Consider the following 16793-nt stretch of genomic DNA (forward strand, 5'->3'; position numbering starts at 1 on the left):
CCGGAGCACCCCTGCACGACGAGCCGCTCACGGGCATTGAACGACTGAGTTGGCAATCCCTGTATCGCGATAAGGTCGAAGTCTTCGTTTTCATGGATTCTGGCGATTGAGAGTCTGCATTTTCTTGAGCGGCAGATAGGTGAATTCGACTGCGGAAGAGGTAATGCGCTCGACACGGTAACGGCCTGCGATTTCCTCTCCGGGGCGCGCCATGCGGACTTGCGCACCCTCGAGCAGAAACACGGCCTTGCCCTGCGCGTCGTCGATCGCGCCGACATAGCGGAACGGCAGTGGCGGCGCCTGCGGCTCGGCGGGGGCCAACGCTGCGAGCGAAGGCGGAGGTGGCGCGAAACTGACGATGCGCGCCAGCGGCTCGGCAAGTTCGGGCCACGGCGCCCGCTCCGCATCGAGCCTGGCCATGCTCCCTCCGGGTGATGACGGCGAATCGGCCGATGCCCTCGCCCCGGCGGCGACCTGCGCCCGGGTCGCACGCTCGACGGGCTGCACCACGACGAGGTCACCCGAATCTTCATTGACCGCCCACCAGCTCGCGACCAGCGTTGCCAAGAGGGCGGCAGCCAGGAGAACCTGGCGCATTGTCATGAGCGCCCCCGCAGATAGAGTTGCAGGCGAATATCCGCCTCCACCGTCGCCGCATCGCTCGTCTCGCGCTTCAGACTCACCGACTCCAGCGCAATTTCGGGCATTTCGCGCAGCAGCGCGCCGAGCCAGACGTAGAGCGCCTCCGCGTCGGCCTGCACGGGAATCGTGAGGCTGACGAGCGTCAGCGGCGTGCCGGTCACGACGGTGCTGCGGTAGTCGGCACGCTGCACGCTGATACCATGGGCCGCGGCGTGTTCGTTTAGGCGCCGCAGGCTGTCGGGCAGCGCGCTTACCGGCGGGAAACGCTCGAAAAAATCCATCAGCCGGGTGCGTCCGTCTTCCCCCGGAGCCGGCGCGCTTGCGCTACGCTCGATCCGGCCCTGCTCCGCCGCAAGCTCGGCGACGCGGCGATCGTTGTCCGCGCGTGCGACGTATCCCCCCAGTACAGCGGCCGCCAGCAGGACGACGCCAAGCGCGCCGGGAAGACCCGCATTCATCGCGAGGCGCCCGACAGACTCCCTGGCCAGGCGGAAGGACGGCCCGCCGCTACGCGGCAGGTTCCCTTGCGGCACGGCGACCCCGGCAACCTCGCCACCGCCGGTCGCAGGCGCGATCGCTGCGAGGGGACGGGGGCACCAGCAGCGCACGAAGATACCAGCGCCGGGCATCACGGGCGTCCGCTCCATTTAGCATTCACGGTAAATCGCACCGCATTCTCGGCATCGACACGCACCCATTCGTAATTCGCCAACTGCGCCTCACGTATCCCCTGCACGGCCCCGAGTCGGGCCACGAATTCGAACATTTCCGCCAGCGAGCGGGCCTGTCCCGCCACCGCGAGCGTGCCCCGCGCCTGATCGGCCTGCAGGTCCAGCCACGTCACGCCCTCACCTTGGCCCCCCGCCACACCGCCGAGCATTGCCCCCCAGTCGGCGTTCAGGCGTGCCGCAACACCGAGGGCGGCTTTCTCTTCCTCGGCACCCACCGGGTTCCTTTCCGCCGCGGCCTCGGGCAGTGCGCGCCGAGCCGCTTCGCGCGTGCGCGCCACAGCCGCCTCGCGTGCGTCGATCTCGGCACTTGCACGGCGGAATTCCGCAAACTGAAGTGCGCAGGCAAGCAGCCCCGCCGCGAGCAGTCCCCAACCCGCGGCGCTCACGCGCCGGCGCGTTTGCAGAAAATCGAGATCGATCGGGAACGGAATCCGTCTCATCCTTCCCACCCTTCGGCGTGCAGCGCGACCTTGCGCCATCCGGCAGGAACCCGCGGCCCCTCCCCGATGCAATACAGAACGCCGGCTTCGCCCTGAGCCCCCGAACGCAGCGCCTGCGATTCCAGGTACAAACCCAGCGACGTATCCCCGGCCGGCCCCTGCGGCTGGCTGCGCAAGGACTGCCACTGCGCGTCGCGCCAGAATCCCAGCGTGACCCGCCCGCCACGTTGCACCGCCAGCGCGCCGAACGGGTTCTCAAGTTCCGGACGCACGCGGTTATAGGCGGCGAGGAACTCGCCCGTAACGCTACCAAAGCGCAGCCGGTGCTCCCTTCCCCACGCAGCCACCGCCTCGACGTGCGCGGCAGGCACAGCGCACGCGATGACGGGAAAATCCGTGGCGCCGCGCTCGACGACGATGCGCCACTCGGGCGCCCCGACCCCGTGCACCTCCCTGAAACGGAGCGCAACGAAGGCCTCGCGCTCGGCCCCGCCGCGCAGGCCGGGCGGCCATTGGATGATCAGATAGCGCACCACCGCATCGGCGAACAGCACGTCCCAGCGCGACCCGCGCTGCACCCCGCCATCCGGTGCCGCGGCCAGCGCAGCCAGGGCGGCATCGGGCGCCCACTCGTAGGCCAAGCGTTTTTGCGTCGCGCCGTTCCCGACGCGGATCGCATCCTGCTCGATCAGCAGGCGGCGGACCTCAGCCGAGAAGCGTGACACGATTCACCTCCTGCAGCGTGGTTTCCCCGGCGGCGGCCACCGCGAGCGCCGCGTCGCGCAGACCGCGGAATCCGTTGCGCCGGGCCGCTTCCTTGACCGTCCGGATTGGTGCGCGGGCGACGATCAACTCGCGGATCTCGTCGTCGAGCAACAGCACTTCGGCGACCGCACGCCGGCCGCGGTAACCCGTCCCGCGACACTGGCCGCAGCCATGACCTGCACGGAAGCGGAAACCGCTCGCATCGCCGATGCGCGAGCGCGCGATCAGCTGCGCGTCGGGCGGCACATCCTCGGTACAGTGCGGACAATTGATGCGCAGCAGGCGCTGGGCGACGATGCCGTTGAGCGCGGCGACGAGATTGAACGGATCGATCCCCATGTGCATGAATCGCCCCATGACGTCGAAGACGTTGTTCGCGTGCACGGTGGTGAACACGAGGTGGCCGGTGAGTGCCGCCTGCACCGCGATCTCCGCCGTTTCACCGTCGCGGATCTCGCCGACCATGATCTTGTCCGGGTCATGCCGCAGGATGGACCTCAAGCCGCGCGCGAACGTCAGCCCCTTTTTCTCATTCACCGGGATCTGCAGCACGCCGCTGAGCTGGTACTCGACCGGATCCTCGATCGTGACGATCTTGTCCAACCCCTGGTTGGTCTCCGCAAGCGTCGCGTACAGCGTGGTCGTCTTGCCCGAACCGGTCGGCCCGGTGACCAGCAGCATGCCGTAGGGTTCGCTCGCGAGGTGACGCAGCGCGCCCCGGGTCTCGTCGTCGAAACCCAGCGTCTCCAGTGTCAGCCCGCTCATTTCGCGGCTGAGGTGCTCCTTGTCGAGGATGCGCAACACGGCATCCTCGCCGTGGATGCTGGGCATGATCGAGACGCGGAAGTCGATCTCGCGCCCGCCCGAGCGGACCTTGAAACGGCCATCCTGCGGCACCCGGCGCTCGGCGATGTCGAGTTCCGCCATCACCTTGATACGGGAAATGACCTGCTCCGCGAGCTCGTTGCCCTGCGCGCTGCCGACGCGCACCAGCACGCCGTCAAGGCGGTACTTGATCACCAGCCCGCCGGGGACCGACTCGAGGTGGATGTCGCTCGCGAGCTGCTTCAGGCCATCGTAGAGGGTCGAATTGACCAGTTTGACGACGGGGCTGGCGTCGGCGCTGATGCGCTTGAGCGACAGATCCTCGACACCGTCCCCCTCGACGCCCTCCTCGCGCGACTCGATCAGTCCGGCCGCCCGGCGGACCTCGTCCTCGTGACGCGCCAGGCAGGCCGCGAGATCGTCGTGGTCCACGAGCACCAGCGCATAGGCTTCGCCGAGACGCCCCCCCAAACCGTCGAGCAGATCGGAGTCAAAGGGATCGGCGATCGCCACCAGCAATCCGCCGTCTTCGTCGCGCAGCGCCACGCATTCGCGGCTCAGTGCCATCTCGAACGGAATAGCGTCGAAGTCGGGCTCCAGCGCCATCAGGCGCCCGTGCCCCATCGACGCAAGCCCTAGGGAGCGGGCCAGCCGTGCGACGCGAACAGCCGGATCCGATTCCAGCTTCGCAAGTCCGTCGACGACACGCTCGCCGCCGGCGACTGCCGTCGCCATCTCAGCGGCGGAAAAGGGGGCGGTAGCTGGCTCCACCGACAACGATTCGCTCATCGAATGCTCTCTGCAAGCATGAATATCGGAATGTACATGAGCACGACGATCAGGCCGATCGCGCAACCGATCAGCAACATCAGCAACGGGCCGAACAGGCGCGTAAACCACTCTACCTGCCGCGCTGTATCCTCCTCGTGAAATTCCGCCGCGCGGGTCAGCATTTCGCCCAGATTCCCGGCATGTTCGCCGACCTCCAGCATGCGCAGCGCAACGGGAGTCGTCAGGCCGCGCGCCGCCAACATCGACGAGAAACTGCGTCCCTCACGAATCGCCGAAATGGCAGCAGCCAGACTTGCCTGCAGCGGCGGCGAAAGCAGCCCCGACACCATCCCCAGCGCCGTCACGACCGGAATACCTCCCGAAAGCAGCATGCCCACGGTCCGGTAGAAACGTGCAAGCTGGAACACCCGCATGCGTTCGCCAACGAACGGCATCCGCCACATGTAGCGCCCGACCGTCGCCCACAACACGGGGCTGCGTACGACCATAACCCCAGCCCCCAGAATCGCCAACACGGCCATCCCGAGCAGCGCGGCGTGCCCCTCGACGAACTGCCCCCACTCCAGCAGAAGACGGGACATCCACGGCAGGTTGGTCCCCACGTTCTGGTAAATGTGCGAGAAACGCGGCACGACGTAACCGAGCAGGAACAGCACCACCAAGCCACCCACACCGACGAGCAACAAGGGGTAAATGGCCGCACTGATCAGCTTGTCGCGCAGGCGCTCGCCATCCTGCTGGTAAGCGATGTACCGAGCAATGGCCCGCTCCAGGTCGCTGGTGCGCTCAGCCGCACGAATCAGCGCGACATACAGGGGCGGAAAAGCCTGCGGCGCCGAATCCAGCGCACTCGACAGGCTGCGTCCTTCACGCAACGCATCACGCAGCCCCTGCATCACCGACCTGATCGCCGGCCACCGCTCCTTCTCGGCGAGAGCAGAGATTGCCTCGGCAAGGGGAATACCCGCTCGCAACAAAGCCAACAGCTGCTGGTTGAACAGGAGCAGCGGAAATCGCCCACGACCCCGACCACGCTCCAGCGCCTTGAGCGAAAGTACGGACAAGCCCCGCGCCTCGGCCAACGCGCGTACATCCGCCTCGCACCCGGCCTCAAGCTCGGTTTCGACGACCGCCGCGTTCGCCCCGAGCGCCCTGACACGATAACGCATGGATCACCAAAGTTCGTTAACTCACACTATCCTTAAGATGTCCGAGATCCCGGCAGGTACCGCGCTACGCACACCATGCGCCTACTTGCCACGCGAACGGCATCGAGACCGGTACCGCGCCAACATTAGCATAGAAAGCATCATCGAAATCCTACATACTCGAACGTGAGTACCGATCAAGCCTCACGATGCTGCACACTGATCGCATACGAACTCCCAACAGTTGCGAGGGCATATGAGCGGTCCGGCACATACGACCTACGACCGCTCGCGCTCGCTGAACGCGGTCAGAGTCATGTCCGTTGCAAACGCGGGCAGTCGACGGGTAGCGATTGCGGCAAGTGCTGCGGTCGCATTCCTGTGCGCAGGCCCCTGCTGGGCCGACCGCCTGTACGGTTACGCGGACGAGCGCGGCGTCTTCAACTTCAGTGACGCCCCGAGCACCCCGAGACATCGCCTAATCCTGGAGATTCGCCCCGTCCACAAGGCGATTGAACGCGCGCGCAATGTGATCGCCGCAAGAAAAACCGACCGCGGCCGTGCCCCCACATCCCTGTCACCGCTTATCCGCAACGCGGCACACCGTGGGCGAATTGACCCATCGTTAATCGAGGCGATCGCCATTGTCGAAAGCGGTTTCAATGAACGTGCCCGCTCACCAAAGGGCGCACTGGGGCTGATGCAACTGATGCCTGCAACGGCTACGCGCTTCGGCGTGAGTGACCCGCTAGACCCGGAGCAGAATCTCCTCGGCGGCGCACGCTATCTGCGCGAACTGCTGGATCGCTTCGATTCGTTGCCGCTTGCACTCGCCGCATATAACGCTGGCGAGGCGGCTGTTCAGCGCCATGGAAACGCCATCCCCCCGTATGCCGAAACAATGCGCTACGTACCCGCGGTGCTGGGGCATTACGATCGGCTGCGGGATAGCGCGAGAATCGACACAGCGCAATCCGCCCGCGTCGCGCACGACTAACGCTTAATCAATGGAGTATGGGCCGCGCGCGACACATCCTGCGGCGTTCTTTCGACAATGGTCAAAGCGAAAATTCTCTTCTTCGCCGAAGGTGCGACGCTCGCACATGTCGCCCGGCCGTTTGTTCTGGCGTCCGGACTCGATCCACAACGATTCGACGCCGTATTCGCTCGACCGGCGGCATTCGGCTGGCTGACTGCGGGAGCCCCATTCAAGGTCCTTCCGCTTGAGTGCCAGGCAACGTCAGTCTTTTCCCGCCGGCTGGAGCATGGCTTTCCCCTGTACGACATCGATACGCTTGCCCGCTATGTCGAGGCGGACCACACCCTGATCGATGCCGAACGGCCTGACGTCGTAGTAGGTGATTTTCGCCTGTCGCTGTCGGTCAGCGCGCGCTTGCGCGGCGTTCCCTATGCAACGATCTGCGATGCCTACTGGAGCCCCGAGCGTCCCCTGCAGACGCCCATGCCCGCTCTTGCCTTAACCCGTTTTGCCCCGCTCTCAATCGCGAACGCCATATTTCGGAGGATTTCTCCGCTTGCGCTGAAAATGCACGCGCGGCCGATGGAGGTGCTGCGGGCGCGTCACGGACTTCCACCCCTGGGCCACGACCTTCGGCGAAGTTATACGGATGCCGATCTGCGGCTGTTCGCCAACTTTCCCGAATTGTTTCCGGAAGTCCGTGAAAGTGCCACGGCAAGATTTATCGGCCCAATTGCATGGTCGCCCGACGCTGCTGCCCCTGTGTCATTCGAGGACGGCACGGACACTCCCCTGGTTTACGTCACCATGGGCAGTTCGGGCGATCCGCGCGTGCTGCGGGATCTGATTCCCCTACTCGACGCGACCGGCGCGCGCGTACTGTTGGCCTCTGCGGGCAAATCCCTGCCGGCACAATTCACGTCCCAACGAACCCGCGTTTTCGACTACCTTCCCGGTCAACTGGTGTGCGAGCATGCGGATCTCGTGGTCTGCAACGGAGGCAGTCCGACTACCAACCAGGCCCTGACGGCAGGCGTTCCCGTGCTGGGGATCGCCCGAAATATGGACCAATTTCTGAACATGCAGGCCATCGAGCGCTTTGGCGCCGGTCTTCTCGTGCGCTCGGACCGCGCGAGCGCTGCCGTCCTGCAGCAGGCAATAACGAGACTCCTTGGAGACCCGAGCTTCGCCGCTTGCGCGCATCGCCTGCGCGAGGCCGCGGCAAGTAATCCTCGACGATCCGACCTTGCGCCTCACCTCGAACAATTGATCGCCGGGCGAATCCTGCCCACAACCTGAATTGCTGCAGCCAGCACCACCATTCCATCAATAACAAAAACCGCGCTGCCGGGCGGTTTGCCCGACAGCGCGGTCGTGTGTGGCCGGCAGACGCCGGTTACTTCAGGTCAAAGCCGGTCAGCGGGTGGATCTGGAAGTTGCCACCATCGATGTAGCCATATACCTCGTAGATCTTGTCGGTCTTGTTGAGTCCCTCCACGTCGCCATTGGCGTCGAGGATGACCTTCCCGTCGGCATCCACTGCGGGTTGCACGCCCTTGTAGATAGTGATCCGGTAGAAGTCTGCGCAACCGCAATCGGCGATGTTGTCGGTGACCGGCGGATCCGCGAACGGGTTGTTACCGGATCCGGTCGGCGGGCAGTTTGCCCCGGGAATCGGCGTGTTCGGGTTCTCGCTACCCCCCTCCCCAAGATCCTCGATGTGCACCTGGAACCAGTGATAAGTCGGCACAGACTGAGTCGGGCGTTGCCCCTTCGGCTCGGGGATAACCTCGTCGATCCCGTCGAAGATCACTCCGTCGCTCGCGGTGAAGGTGTTGTTGCTGATATTGCTGAAGGTACCCACGCCAACGAAGTCGATCTGCTTGTTCGGCGCCGGGCGCGCCTGTTCGCACCACCCCTCATCGGTACAACGGATCTCATCGATCTGTGTGCCCGCCGGAGCGTTCCGTCCGCCATGGAACGCGAAGCTCAGACCACTCGGGCTGCTGTGGTTGTTGTGTTCCCACTGGCCCTTCGGTTGCGGTGGCAAGGCCGTATTCGCACCGGCCTGCCCGCCGAATGAATAGTCATAGTAATCGGTCACGGTGCTCGACTTGGCGGCCTTGCCTCTCGGCTTCAACAGCACCGACGGCTTCAGGGAGTCGGCAGCAAAGGTTCCGTCCCATCCGCCTTCGGCTACGTTGATCCCGGAAGTATCGTTCCCGCCGCCGGTCACCCGACATGCCTGCGCCGTCGGAATGAACGCGAAGTTGTTGCTCGCATCGGTCTGAAGCAGCATCTCAGGCCCGGTCGCACCGTTGATCGCGCCAACTACTGCGGCATCGACGCCCGAATCCGTCTCAAAATTCTGCGAAGGATTGGTTTCCAGATACGGTACGTTCTGCTGGGTCGTAAAATTCAGTATCGTGCCTGGCTCAACCCCGCCCTTGAAGAATTCGGGATCTGCTTCCTGCACCATCACTGCGATGCTTTGCGACCCCTGCCCCCTCACCGTCTGCGTACCAGCCCAGTTGTCGGTACCGAACTGGTCGAGCAAGCCTACCGAGCCATCGACTCCGAAGTTGCCGACGATCTCGACCACCACGCCGCGCAGAATCTGCCTTCCGTCGCCATAGCCGAGGCCGCTCAGCGACGCGCCCTTGCTACCCGAACCGTCAGTCAGATCGTCGTAATACAGATAAAAGAAGTTGCTCTGGGAAGTTCCGTCGAATGCGAAGGTCGCTACCGAACCGCTCGCATTGGTAGTGACCGTCTCACCCGAGCCCGCGATGTAGGTCAGTTCAAACGTCGAATTGAAGCCGGTCGGATCCGGATAGGGATCACCACCGGGATTCAACAGGCCGCTAAGGGCTCCGTGAACATAGGTCTGGACGGACTTCGTATTGGCTACACCAAGCGGAATCGCAGGAGCTCCGCCGGCAGGCGCGGTAACCAGGGCATTCCCGTTGCCCCAGTCGAAGGCACTCACCGATTGTGGCTGATTCGATCCATTACCGTCCGGATCGAAAAGGATTAGGCTTGCGGCCCCCGCATCGCCCATCGCTACGAACAGAGGAACCAGCGCGATCGCGCCAGAACCCAAAATCCTTTGAAGTTTCATGACAGCATCCCCTTGTGAGTACAAGGGCTCGAGTGATGCTGATTGGGTACAACATCAGCGCCCTCGAGCCACCCTGGATACGTCTTTCAGAAACACCCCGCCTGCGGAGCTCAGATCATCCTCATACGGTCCTTCTCCGCGACGAAACGCGGCCGATGCCGAGCATCACGAGCGTCAGGCCCAGCAGCGCGAGGCTCGAAGGCTCGGGCACGGTAGTCCGGAACGAGTTGCTCGCGTCGGTCTCAAGGATGCAATCCGGACCATTGACGCAGTTGATCGTGCCCAGACTGATCCCACCACCCGCCAGAGCCAGCGCGCCACCACCGAGGTCCGTGTCGAAGGACTTCGACGGGTTCGTGTCATCGACGGGGAGGTTGTTGCGGGTCGTGAAGAACAGATCCTGCGATAGCGCGGTGATCAGCGACTTGAAGAAGTTGGAATCTTGGAACGTGACATCCACTTCGATCGAGGTCGAACCTTCACCGTAGGCGGTCAGTTGCCCTGCCCAATCGTCACCGTTCGCGCTCTGGTCGAGCAGGCGGTCGGCGTTGACCGGATCGCCGGTGGCGGGATCAATCGCAGCTTCCTCACCGGCGTCGTAGGTCCCGTTGCCGTTCGTATCAACGAAGAACCAGTTCGATGTGAAGGTGCCGGCGCTCGTGAACTGCGAAACGGTACCTGACAGGATCAGCGTGCCGTCATCGAAGCCGAGACCGGTGAGCGAGCTGGCCTTCGTCCCGTCGCCGATCACGTCGTCGTAATAGACCGCGAAGAAGTTCGTGGTGCCAGTCGTATCCAGGTTCAGGTTGATCGTGCTCGTGAACTGGTAGACGTCATCGGTGGCATCAGCCGGCGTTCCGCCGTCGCTGACCAGAGCGATCGTCGGCGCTCCCGCAAGCGTCGCAGTTTCCGCAAAGCCCGCGATCGCGGTGATCTCCCAGGTCGTGTTCATGTTCGCCGGATCGCCGACCGGGTCACCACCCACGTCTGTAAAACCATCCAGCACCGCATGGGTATACAGATTGAATGACGTACCAGTGGTGGGAATGCCCTGATCGATCAACGCGGACGATACTGCCCAGTCGAACGAGCCATAGGTCTGCGTGTTCGTGTTGGCGTCGGTCCCATCGGCGTCGAACAGGACGGGATCCGACTGAGCGAAGGCGGGCATCCCCCACCCCAGAGCCAGGGCAAGGCCTGCCGCAATCGCGCTGGAACGGATGCGGCGCGGAAGTTTTTTGGTCATGGCGAGACTCCTTTTTTGAGGGGTTGCCGATTCGGCACAGGGGCGATTCAACGCCCGACGCCCAAATAGGAGCAAATTCCACGCCAGATCTTTTTTTTCTTTTACATCAACGCCTTATAAATCACGCTCACGAACACGCCGATCCACTGTAAAAGAATCCGACAGGAAAATCAGGAGCGTGCGCGAACCTTCGGGCAATACGGTCGCAGCCGACGAACGCCACCGATCCTTCACCGGAGGCGACGCGCCGGGTTACCCCCCCAAACCTCGCCGGCATGGACATGGATGCCCTTTGTGAGGACGGAACCGGCAGCAATGATTGCGCCGTCCTCGATGGTCACACCCGACATCACAATCGACTTCGCTCCGACGGTAACCTTGGAGCCGATGCGAATTTTTGCGTGAGCCAGGCGCTCCCCTTCCATGGCATGAGAGAAGAGCACCGCATCGTGTCCGATGATCGTATTCGAGCCGACCTCGGTCAGGATCGGATCGAGGATCACCCCCGCACTGTACGTGTCCTTGCCCAACCGAGCGCCTAGAGCCAGATAGATGACACGCATGAGCGGCACCGGAAGAACATGGTTGCGGGTGATCGGATAGAACAGCAGCAGAAAGAACAGCACATATACGTTGTAGGTGAACTCGTCGCGCGACCCCGGTGTGATGTCCCCCTCGCGCAGCGGCATCACGGAGAGGAAAAGCCGATACACGACAATCGCGAACGCATAGAACGTGATCACGAAAATGCCGCACAGCACGACACCACGAAAATCGCCCAGCGGCAGCTTGCCGGCCAGCGTCGATGTGGTGAGGGCGGCACCGGCGGCGGCAACGGCGACAAGAATCAGAAAGATGAGGATCTCCGACACTCCGATCTTGCGCATTCAGGATGCCTCCTAGAGAGAAAGCCCGCAGGCTCCGGTTTCCCACTTGCTCGCGCAAGAATCGGACGCCGTTCGCATTCCCGAGCATTACAGGGGAAGCGGCGAGGTCCTGCCGGTCGCAGTCACGGCTTCGTCATCAGCTCGTCGAGGCTCCGCCGAATCGAGCGCGAGACAGGTTGGCTCGCGCTCCCCACTCGACAGAAAAAGGCGAACGGATCCGTCGCTCCACTGCCACTCAGCGCATCGAAGCGGCCGGCAAGCAGGCGCACGGCGTCATCAATTCCAGGCTTGGCGGATAGCGGACGAGCCGCTTGGGCATACCAGCGAAAAATCACCGGTGTCATCTGTGGCTGAAGGTACAAGCCGAGCGCCGCAACGGTCAGCCAGAGCCTCTGCATCGCAACCCCGGCTGCAACGTAGTCGCCGTGCGTAGTCAACGGCCTCCGCGGACGAAGAAGCACGTGGGCCGCACATGCCATTGCCGGAATGAAATCGAGCTGGATGCGAGGGGCAACCGTTCCCAAAAGGTAGCGATTGAAGAACTCTACACGCGCCCAGCTCTGCATCACCCATCGCATCAGCCTCGCCGTCATCGGATCGACGCCGACAGCCTCCTCAGGGATACGATCCGTGCTGAAGCGGGCTCCCCACTCGATGATCTCTTTGTGCACGGCGTAAGCTTCCGGGCAGGTCAAGCGGACTTGAGCGCTTCCCCAAAGCAGCCTGGCCACTTCGAACCGTTCGGCCAACGACTCGAAGAACTGCACCTGAAAGCCGGGACCGGTTGCAGCAACCAGGCGCTCGCGCTGCGCCGCGCTGAGTGGCGTGGTATGCATCGGTCGGCGCTGGACCACTCGCGTCTCGATGTGTGACAGCAACGGATCGGCTGCCAATCCGGGGGCCTCGTGCAATTTGACGTCGTAGACCGGCGCCGTGGCGGCGCAGCCGGCACGAATGGTCCAGCGCGCATCGAGGCCGAAACCCGTTGCAGCGATGCGTAAAGTCTCAAGCAACGCGCCGTGTGCCATGTGGCTAGGCCGACCGTCGAAGTCATACAGGCACCAATCGCGCGTATCAAAGCCGCGAACCACGATGTGGTCGCCCGAGACGACTTCGAAGCGCCACGGTTGCGTGTTGTCCCCGCTCGGAGCCCAGCGCGCGAGGTCAAGGATATTGAACAAGATGTCCCGTTCAGCCACGTTGCGCCCCCTGCTCGCGCATTCGCCGCAACTGCCTGCGTCCAATCCACAGCCCCAGGCGTTGAAGAGGGTTCCGATTGCCACCCGGGCGCCATGTGCGGACCATCCGGTTCCGGTACGCGTCGAACTGGTAGCCCCACGGCGCAGCGCGCACCTTGCCCCGGTCTAGAAGAATCTTCAGCGACTCGGCCGCCGTCACTCCCGCGCAAAGCTGGCAAGCAATGATCGTCGAGGGGCCCCGCCGCTCGCGCAGATTGACGCGCGACGGGTCCGCAAGATACGAACGCTGGAGCATGCCCGGCGACAAACCCAGCAGAAAGCGGATCGACATTTCCTCCTCATCGCAGCCTTCGAGACAGAAATACTCCTCGAAACTCATTTGCCCCGGGAGGAAGACAAGCACGGCCGTTCCCATCCCGAGTGGCGCCGCGGTCACAGCCGGAATGCCGAGGCGGTGGCAGGCAGCGAAAGTTGCGCGGCGGATGCCGAACGAGAAGAAATCGAGGCCGTCCACGTAAAGATCGACATCCTTCAGGAATTCGTCGAGGTTCGCATCCGAAAGGCCTGTTGGGAAGCGATGCAAAGCGATTTCCGGGTTGATGTCGAGCGCCATCTCACCCAGGACGTCCACCTTGGGCCGCCCAACCGAAGACATCATCGCCCCCGCTTGGCGATTGAAATTGACAAGATCAAAGGTGTCGAAATCGGCGATGTTGAAGGCACCGATCCCAAGGCGCGCGAGGGTCAGCAGATGCACGCCACCAACGCCCCCCATCCCCGCAATGGCGATGCGCTTTCCGCGCAGTGCTGCCTGCTCCTCCGCGGTCACCCAACCTAGGTTGCGGGCAAACGCAGCGTCGTAATCGAATAATGTATCCACCATACCCCCTGATCGCTCCCCGAATCCATCATAGAGAATTCGGCCCGCGAGAGAAACCACGACGCAACTTGCGTACGGAGTCTTCCAGCGCGGAATTTGGCACACACCGGGAAACGTGAAGATGGACTATGATTAGGCACGAAGAATAGCTGCACCGAAGGCCCCCCGGGCGGATTGAACAAGCGAATCCCTGCTGGCCTGGCGGCCCGACTCATCACCTTCCCCGACAAGGAGATCGCGTTGCTCCTGTTCGACCGATTCAATCTCGGCCACGGATTCAGGAAGTACTTCGAGATCCATCCGGCAACCGACGACGCGCTGCGCGACTCCGTGTACCGCATTCGGCACGAGGTGTATTGCGAGGAACTCGGCTTCGAGCCGGTACGTCCGGATCGACGTGAAACCGACGAATACGACGCACACAGCGTGCATTGCCTGTTGCGCACGAGTTCGGAGCCCGCTAGACCGGTCGGGTGCACGCGCGTCGTGCTGACAAGGACTGACGATCCGGACTCCCCCCTGCCCTTCGAGCGTACCTGCGCCGCAACGCTCGACCGCTCGATCATCGACCCGTCCCGCCTGCCTCGCGAGCGGATCGCCGAGGTCTCCCGACTGGCCGTGCGCTCGACCTATAGGCGCCGACGCGGCGAGTCTTCGGCCGACGCGCCGATCCACGCCGAGGACTTCGGCACGACAGTCCACCCCCGCTTCCCGTACATTCCGATCGGCCTGTATCTGGGCGCAATCGCGCTTGCCGAGCGCGCCGGAATCGAAACGCTCTTCATCCTGACCGAGCCTCGTCTGGCCTCGCATTTTGCGAAGCTGGGGGTCGATGTCCGGCAGATCGGCGGGCCTGTCGAACATCGAGGCACCCGTATTCCGTCGATGATGGACGTTCAAGGCATCATCAAGGGCATGCGTTTTCTGCTGAAACCGATGTGGCGGACGATTCACGAAGAGATCGAAACCGCTTACGAACGCGTAGCCCAGGCGGGACGCCCCACCTGAGGTTAGTTGAAGGGGCGGCACCAGCCGTCACGGAAGAATCCTTCCCCTTGCTGCGTGCAAAAAAAACGCGCCTCGCGGCGCGTTTTTTCTCCCGAAGCCAAGACTCAACCCGCGAGAGCGACCTTGATCTGATCCAGCATGCTCGGATCGTCGATCGTGGTCAGGTCGCCGGCATCACGGCCTTCTGCCAGCGCCTGGATGGAGCGGCGCAGCATCTTGCCGGAACGCGTCTTCGGCAGACCGGAGATGAAATGCACGCGGGCCGGACGGGCGATGGCACCGAGGAGGTTGTCGACGGTCTTCATGACCTCCTTCTCGAGCACGGCACGCTTCTCGGCACTGTCGACACGCGAGGCGTCCTTGACCACCGCAAAGGCCATCGGCATCTGCCCCTTGAGCTGGTCGGCCACACCGACGACCGCGACCTCGGCGATCGCCGAATGGGCCTGGATGGCTTCCTCGATCTCGCGGGTGCCGAGACGATGACCCGCGACGTTGATCACGTCGTCCATGCGCCCGAGGATGGTGTGATAGCCGTCGGCGTCCTTGATGCCCCAGTCGGACGACGAGAAGATCACCGGATCCTTGAACAAGGTGAAGTAGGTGCTGACGAAACGGTCATCCTGCCCCCACACGGTCGACAGGCAACCTGGCGGCAGCGGCGGCACGACACCGACGATGCCCTTCTCATCGGCCCCACACTCGGTCCCGTCTTCACGGAAGATGCGCAGGTCGTAGCCATAGACCGGGAAGCTCGGCGAGCCGTACTTGATCGGCGTCTTCTCGATGCCACGGATCGCCGAGAGCATCGGCCAGCCGGTCTCGGTCTGCCAGTAGTTGTCGATGACCGGAATGCCCAGCTCGTCCATGATCCACTTGTGCGTGGTTTCGTCGAGCGGCTCGCCGGCCAGGAACAGATGCTTGAGCGAGGACAGGTCGTACTTCTTGAGGAAGGCCGGATCCTGCTTCTTCAGCACGCGCACGGCGGTCGGCGCCGAGAACATCACCGTGACCTTGTACTTTTCGACGATCTGCCACCAGATGCCGGCATCCGGGCGCAGCGGCGTGCCTTCGTACATGATCGTGGCCATGCCGGCGAGCAGCGGGCCGTAGATGATGTAGCTGTGGCCGACGACCCAACCGATGTCGGAGGTCGAGAACATCGTCTCGCCCGCATCGCCGGTGAAGATGTGCTTCATTGACGCGGCGAGAGCGACGGCGTAGCCGCCGGTGTCACGCTGCACGCCCTTCGGCTTGCCGGTCGTACCCGACGTGTAGAGGATGTAGCTCGGCTCGGACGATTCGAGCCAGGTCACCGGAACCTTGGCGTCCATGTGCTTCGCGCGCAGTTCGCCGTAGTCGACATCACGACCGGCAACCTTCGGAAAGCCCTTGTCCAGGCCGCGATCGACGATCAGGACCTTCTGCGGCGGGAACTCGGCCAGTTTGCAGGCCTCGTCGACGAGGTGCTTGTACGGCACCGGCTTACCGTTGCGCATGCCGGCGTCGGAGCTCACCATCAGTACGGGCTTGGCGTCGTCGATGCGGGTCGCCAGCGAACCGGCGGCAAAACCGCCGAACACCACCGAGTGGATCGCGCCGATGCGCGCGCAGGCGAGCATCGCGAAGGCCGCCTCGGCGATCATCGGCATGTAGATCAGGACGCGATCGCCTTTCTTGACGCCGAGGTCCTGGTAGATCGCCGCCATGCGCTCGACTTCGCGCTGCAGTTCGGCGAACGAATAGACCTTCTCTTCGTCGGTTTCGGTCGAAATGTAGACCAGCGCGCGGTCATTCGGGCGCTTTGCGGCGTGACGGTCCACGGCATTGAAGCAAAGGTTGGTTTCCCCCCCCTTGTACCACTTCACGAAAGGCGGATTGGAAAAGTCGCAGATCTGCGCTGCGGGCTTGTTCCAGTCGATGAGTCCGGCCTGCTCGGCCCAGAACTCGTCGCGCTTTTCGATGGAACGGCGGTGGAACTCCTTGTACGTAGTCATAAGCTTCCTCTCCCTACTTTGATCCCTGCACTTCTTGCTTTAGATATGCTTTCCGGCGCCGCCGGCCCCTTTCCTCCAAGGGACAGCGGCGCCACCTTTCACAGCTTTATTGTTATTGTTTCCGGGGGCAGCG

General features: G+C 63.3%; 15 protein-coding genes. 3 read left to right on the forward strand and 12 right to left on the reverse strand.

Annotated features, from left to right (window positions below; all coding sequences use genetic code 11):
- Positions 1-90: 90 nt before the first annotated feature.
- Genes AzCIB_RS16710 through AzCIB_RS16735 form a run of 6 tightly spaced genes read right to left on the reverse strand, consistent with a single transcriptional unit; the run spans position 91 to position 5364 of the window.
- Positions 91-597, reverse strand: coding sequence for a hypothetical protein (locus AzCIB_RS16710; protein WP_157058514.1), 507 nt, complete (start codon positions 595-597; stop codon positions 91-93).
- Positions 598-599: 2 nt separating this feature from the next.
- Positions 600-1271 (reverse strand): hypothetical protein, encoded by a 672-nt coding sequence (locus tag AzCIB_RS16715; RefSeq protein ID WP_157058515.1) that lies wholly within the window; start codon positions 1269-1271, stop codon positions 600-602.
- Positions 1271-1813, reverse strand: coding sequence for a hypothetical protein (locus AzCIB_RS16720; RefSeq protein WP_050416921.1), 543 nt, complete (start codon positions 1811-1813; stop codon positions 1271-1273). Before AzCIB_RS16720 ends, AzCIB_RS16715 begins: the two co-directional genes overlap by 1 nt.
- Complete coding sequence (locus AzCIB_RS16725; RefSeq protein ID WP_050416922.1) at positions 1810-2538, reverse strand: hypothetical protein; 729 nt, start codon at positions 2536-2538, stop codon at positions 1810-1812. Before AzCIB_RS16725 ends, AzCIB_RS16720 begins: the two co-directional genes overlap by 4 nt.
- Positions 2519-4192: a GspE/PulE family protein gene (locus AzCIB_RS16730; RefSeq protein ID WP_050416923.1), complete on the reverse strand. Its 1674-nt coding sequence runs from the start codon at positions 4190-4192 to the stop codon at positions 2519-2521. Before AzCIB_RS16730 ends, AzCIB_RS16725 begins: the two co-directional genes overlap by 20 nt.
- Positions 4189-5364, reverse strand: coding sequence for a type II secretion system F family protein (locus AzCIB_RS16735; protein ID WP_050416924.1), 1176 nt, complete (start codon positions 5362-5364; stop codon positions 4189-4191). Before AzCIB_RS16735 ends, AzCIB_RS16730 begins: the two co-directional genes overlap by 4 nt.
- 235 nt (positions 5365-5599) lie before the next feature.
- Between AzCIB_RS16735 and AzCIB_RS16740 the strand changes: the two genes are divergently transcribed.
- The gene (locus AzCIB_RS16740; protein ID WP_232299247.1) at positions 5600-6340 is read left to right on the forward strand and encodes a lytic transglycosylase domain-containing protein; all 741 of its coding nucleotides are present in this window, start codon (positions 5600-5602) and stop codon (positions 6338-6340) included.
- A 57-nt stretch (positions 6341-6397) separates the two neighbouring features.
- Positions 6398-7621 (forward strand): glycosyltransferase, encoded by a 1224-nt coding sequence (locus AzCIB_RS16745; protein ID WP_050416925.1) that lies wholly within the window; start codon positions 6398-6400, stop codon positions 7619-7621.
- A 97-nt stretch (positions 7622-7718) separates the two neighbouring features.
- Here AzCIB_RS16745 and AzCIB_RS16750 read toward each other — a convergent pair whose 3' ends face one another.
- From AzCIB_RS16750 to AzCIB_RS16770, 5 genes are all read right to left on the reverse strand, one after another.
- On the reverse strand, positions 7719-9443 hold the full coding sequence (locus tag AzCIB_RS16750; RefSeq protein WP_157058516.1) for a hypothetical protein: 1725 nt from the start codon (positions 9441-9443) through the stop codon (positions 7719-7721).
- Between the two features lie 121 nt (positions 9444-9564).
- A complete protein-coding gene (locus AzCIB_RS16755; RefSeq protein ID WP_050416927.1) occupies positions 9565-10689 on the reverse strand; it encodes a PEP-CTERM sorting domain-containing protein in 1125 nt (374 codons plus the stop codon).
- A gap of 230 nt (positions 10690-10919) precedes the next feature.
- Positions 10920-11576 carry a DapH/DapD/GlmU-related protein gene (locus AzCIB_RS16760; protein ID WP_050416928.1) on the reverse strand — a complete coding sequence of 219 codons (657 nt, stop codon included), beginning with the start codon at positions 11574-11576 and terminating at the stop codon, positions 10920-10922.
- Between the two features lie 122 nt (positions 11577-11698).
- Positions 11699-12775, reverse strand: coding sequence for a nitroreductase family protein (locus AzCIB_RS16765; protein ID WP_050416929.1), 1077 nt, complete (start codon positions 12773-12775; stop codon positions 11699-11701).
- Positions 12768-13658: a ThiF family adenylyltransferase gene (locus tag AzCIB_RS16770; protein WP_050416930.1), complete on the reverse strand. Its 891-nt coding sequence runs from the start codon at positions 13656-13658 to the stop codon at positions 12768-12770. The genes AzCIB_RS16765 and AzCIB_RS16770 overlap by 8 nt, the downstream gene beginning before the upstream one ends.
- Positions 13659-13895: 237 nt before the next feature.
- On the opposite strand from AzCIB_RS16770, the gene AzCIB_RS16775 reads away from it, so the two are divergent.
- Positions 13896-14663: a PEP-CTERM/exosortase system-associated acyltransferase gene (locus tag AzCIB_RS16775; RefSeq protein ID WP_050418419.1), complete on the forward strand. Its 768-nt coding sequence runs from the start codon at positions 13896-13898 to the stop codon at positions 14661-14663.
- 104 nt (positions 14664-14767) lie between these two features.
- On the opposite strand, the gene AzCIB_RS16780 is transcribed toward AzCIB_RS16775, so the two are convergent.
- Positions 14768-16660, reverse strand: coding sequence for a propionate--CoA ligase (locus AzCIB_RS16780; RefSeq protein ID WP_050416931.1), 1893 nt, complete (start codon positions 16658-16660; stop codon positions 14768-14770).
- Positions 16661-16793 lie beyond the last annotated feature (133 nt).

It is taken from the genome of Azoarcus sp. CIB (assembly GCF_001190925.1).
Classification (GTDB): domain Bacteria; phylum Pseudomonadota; class Gammaproteobacteria; order Burkholderiales; family Rhodocyclaceae; genus Aromatoleum.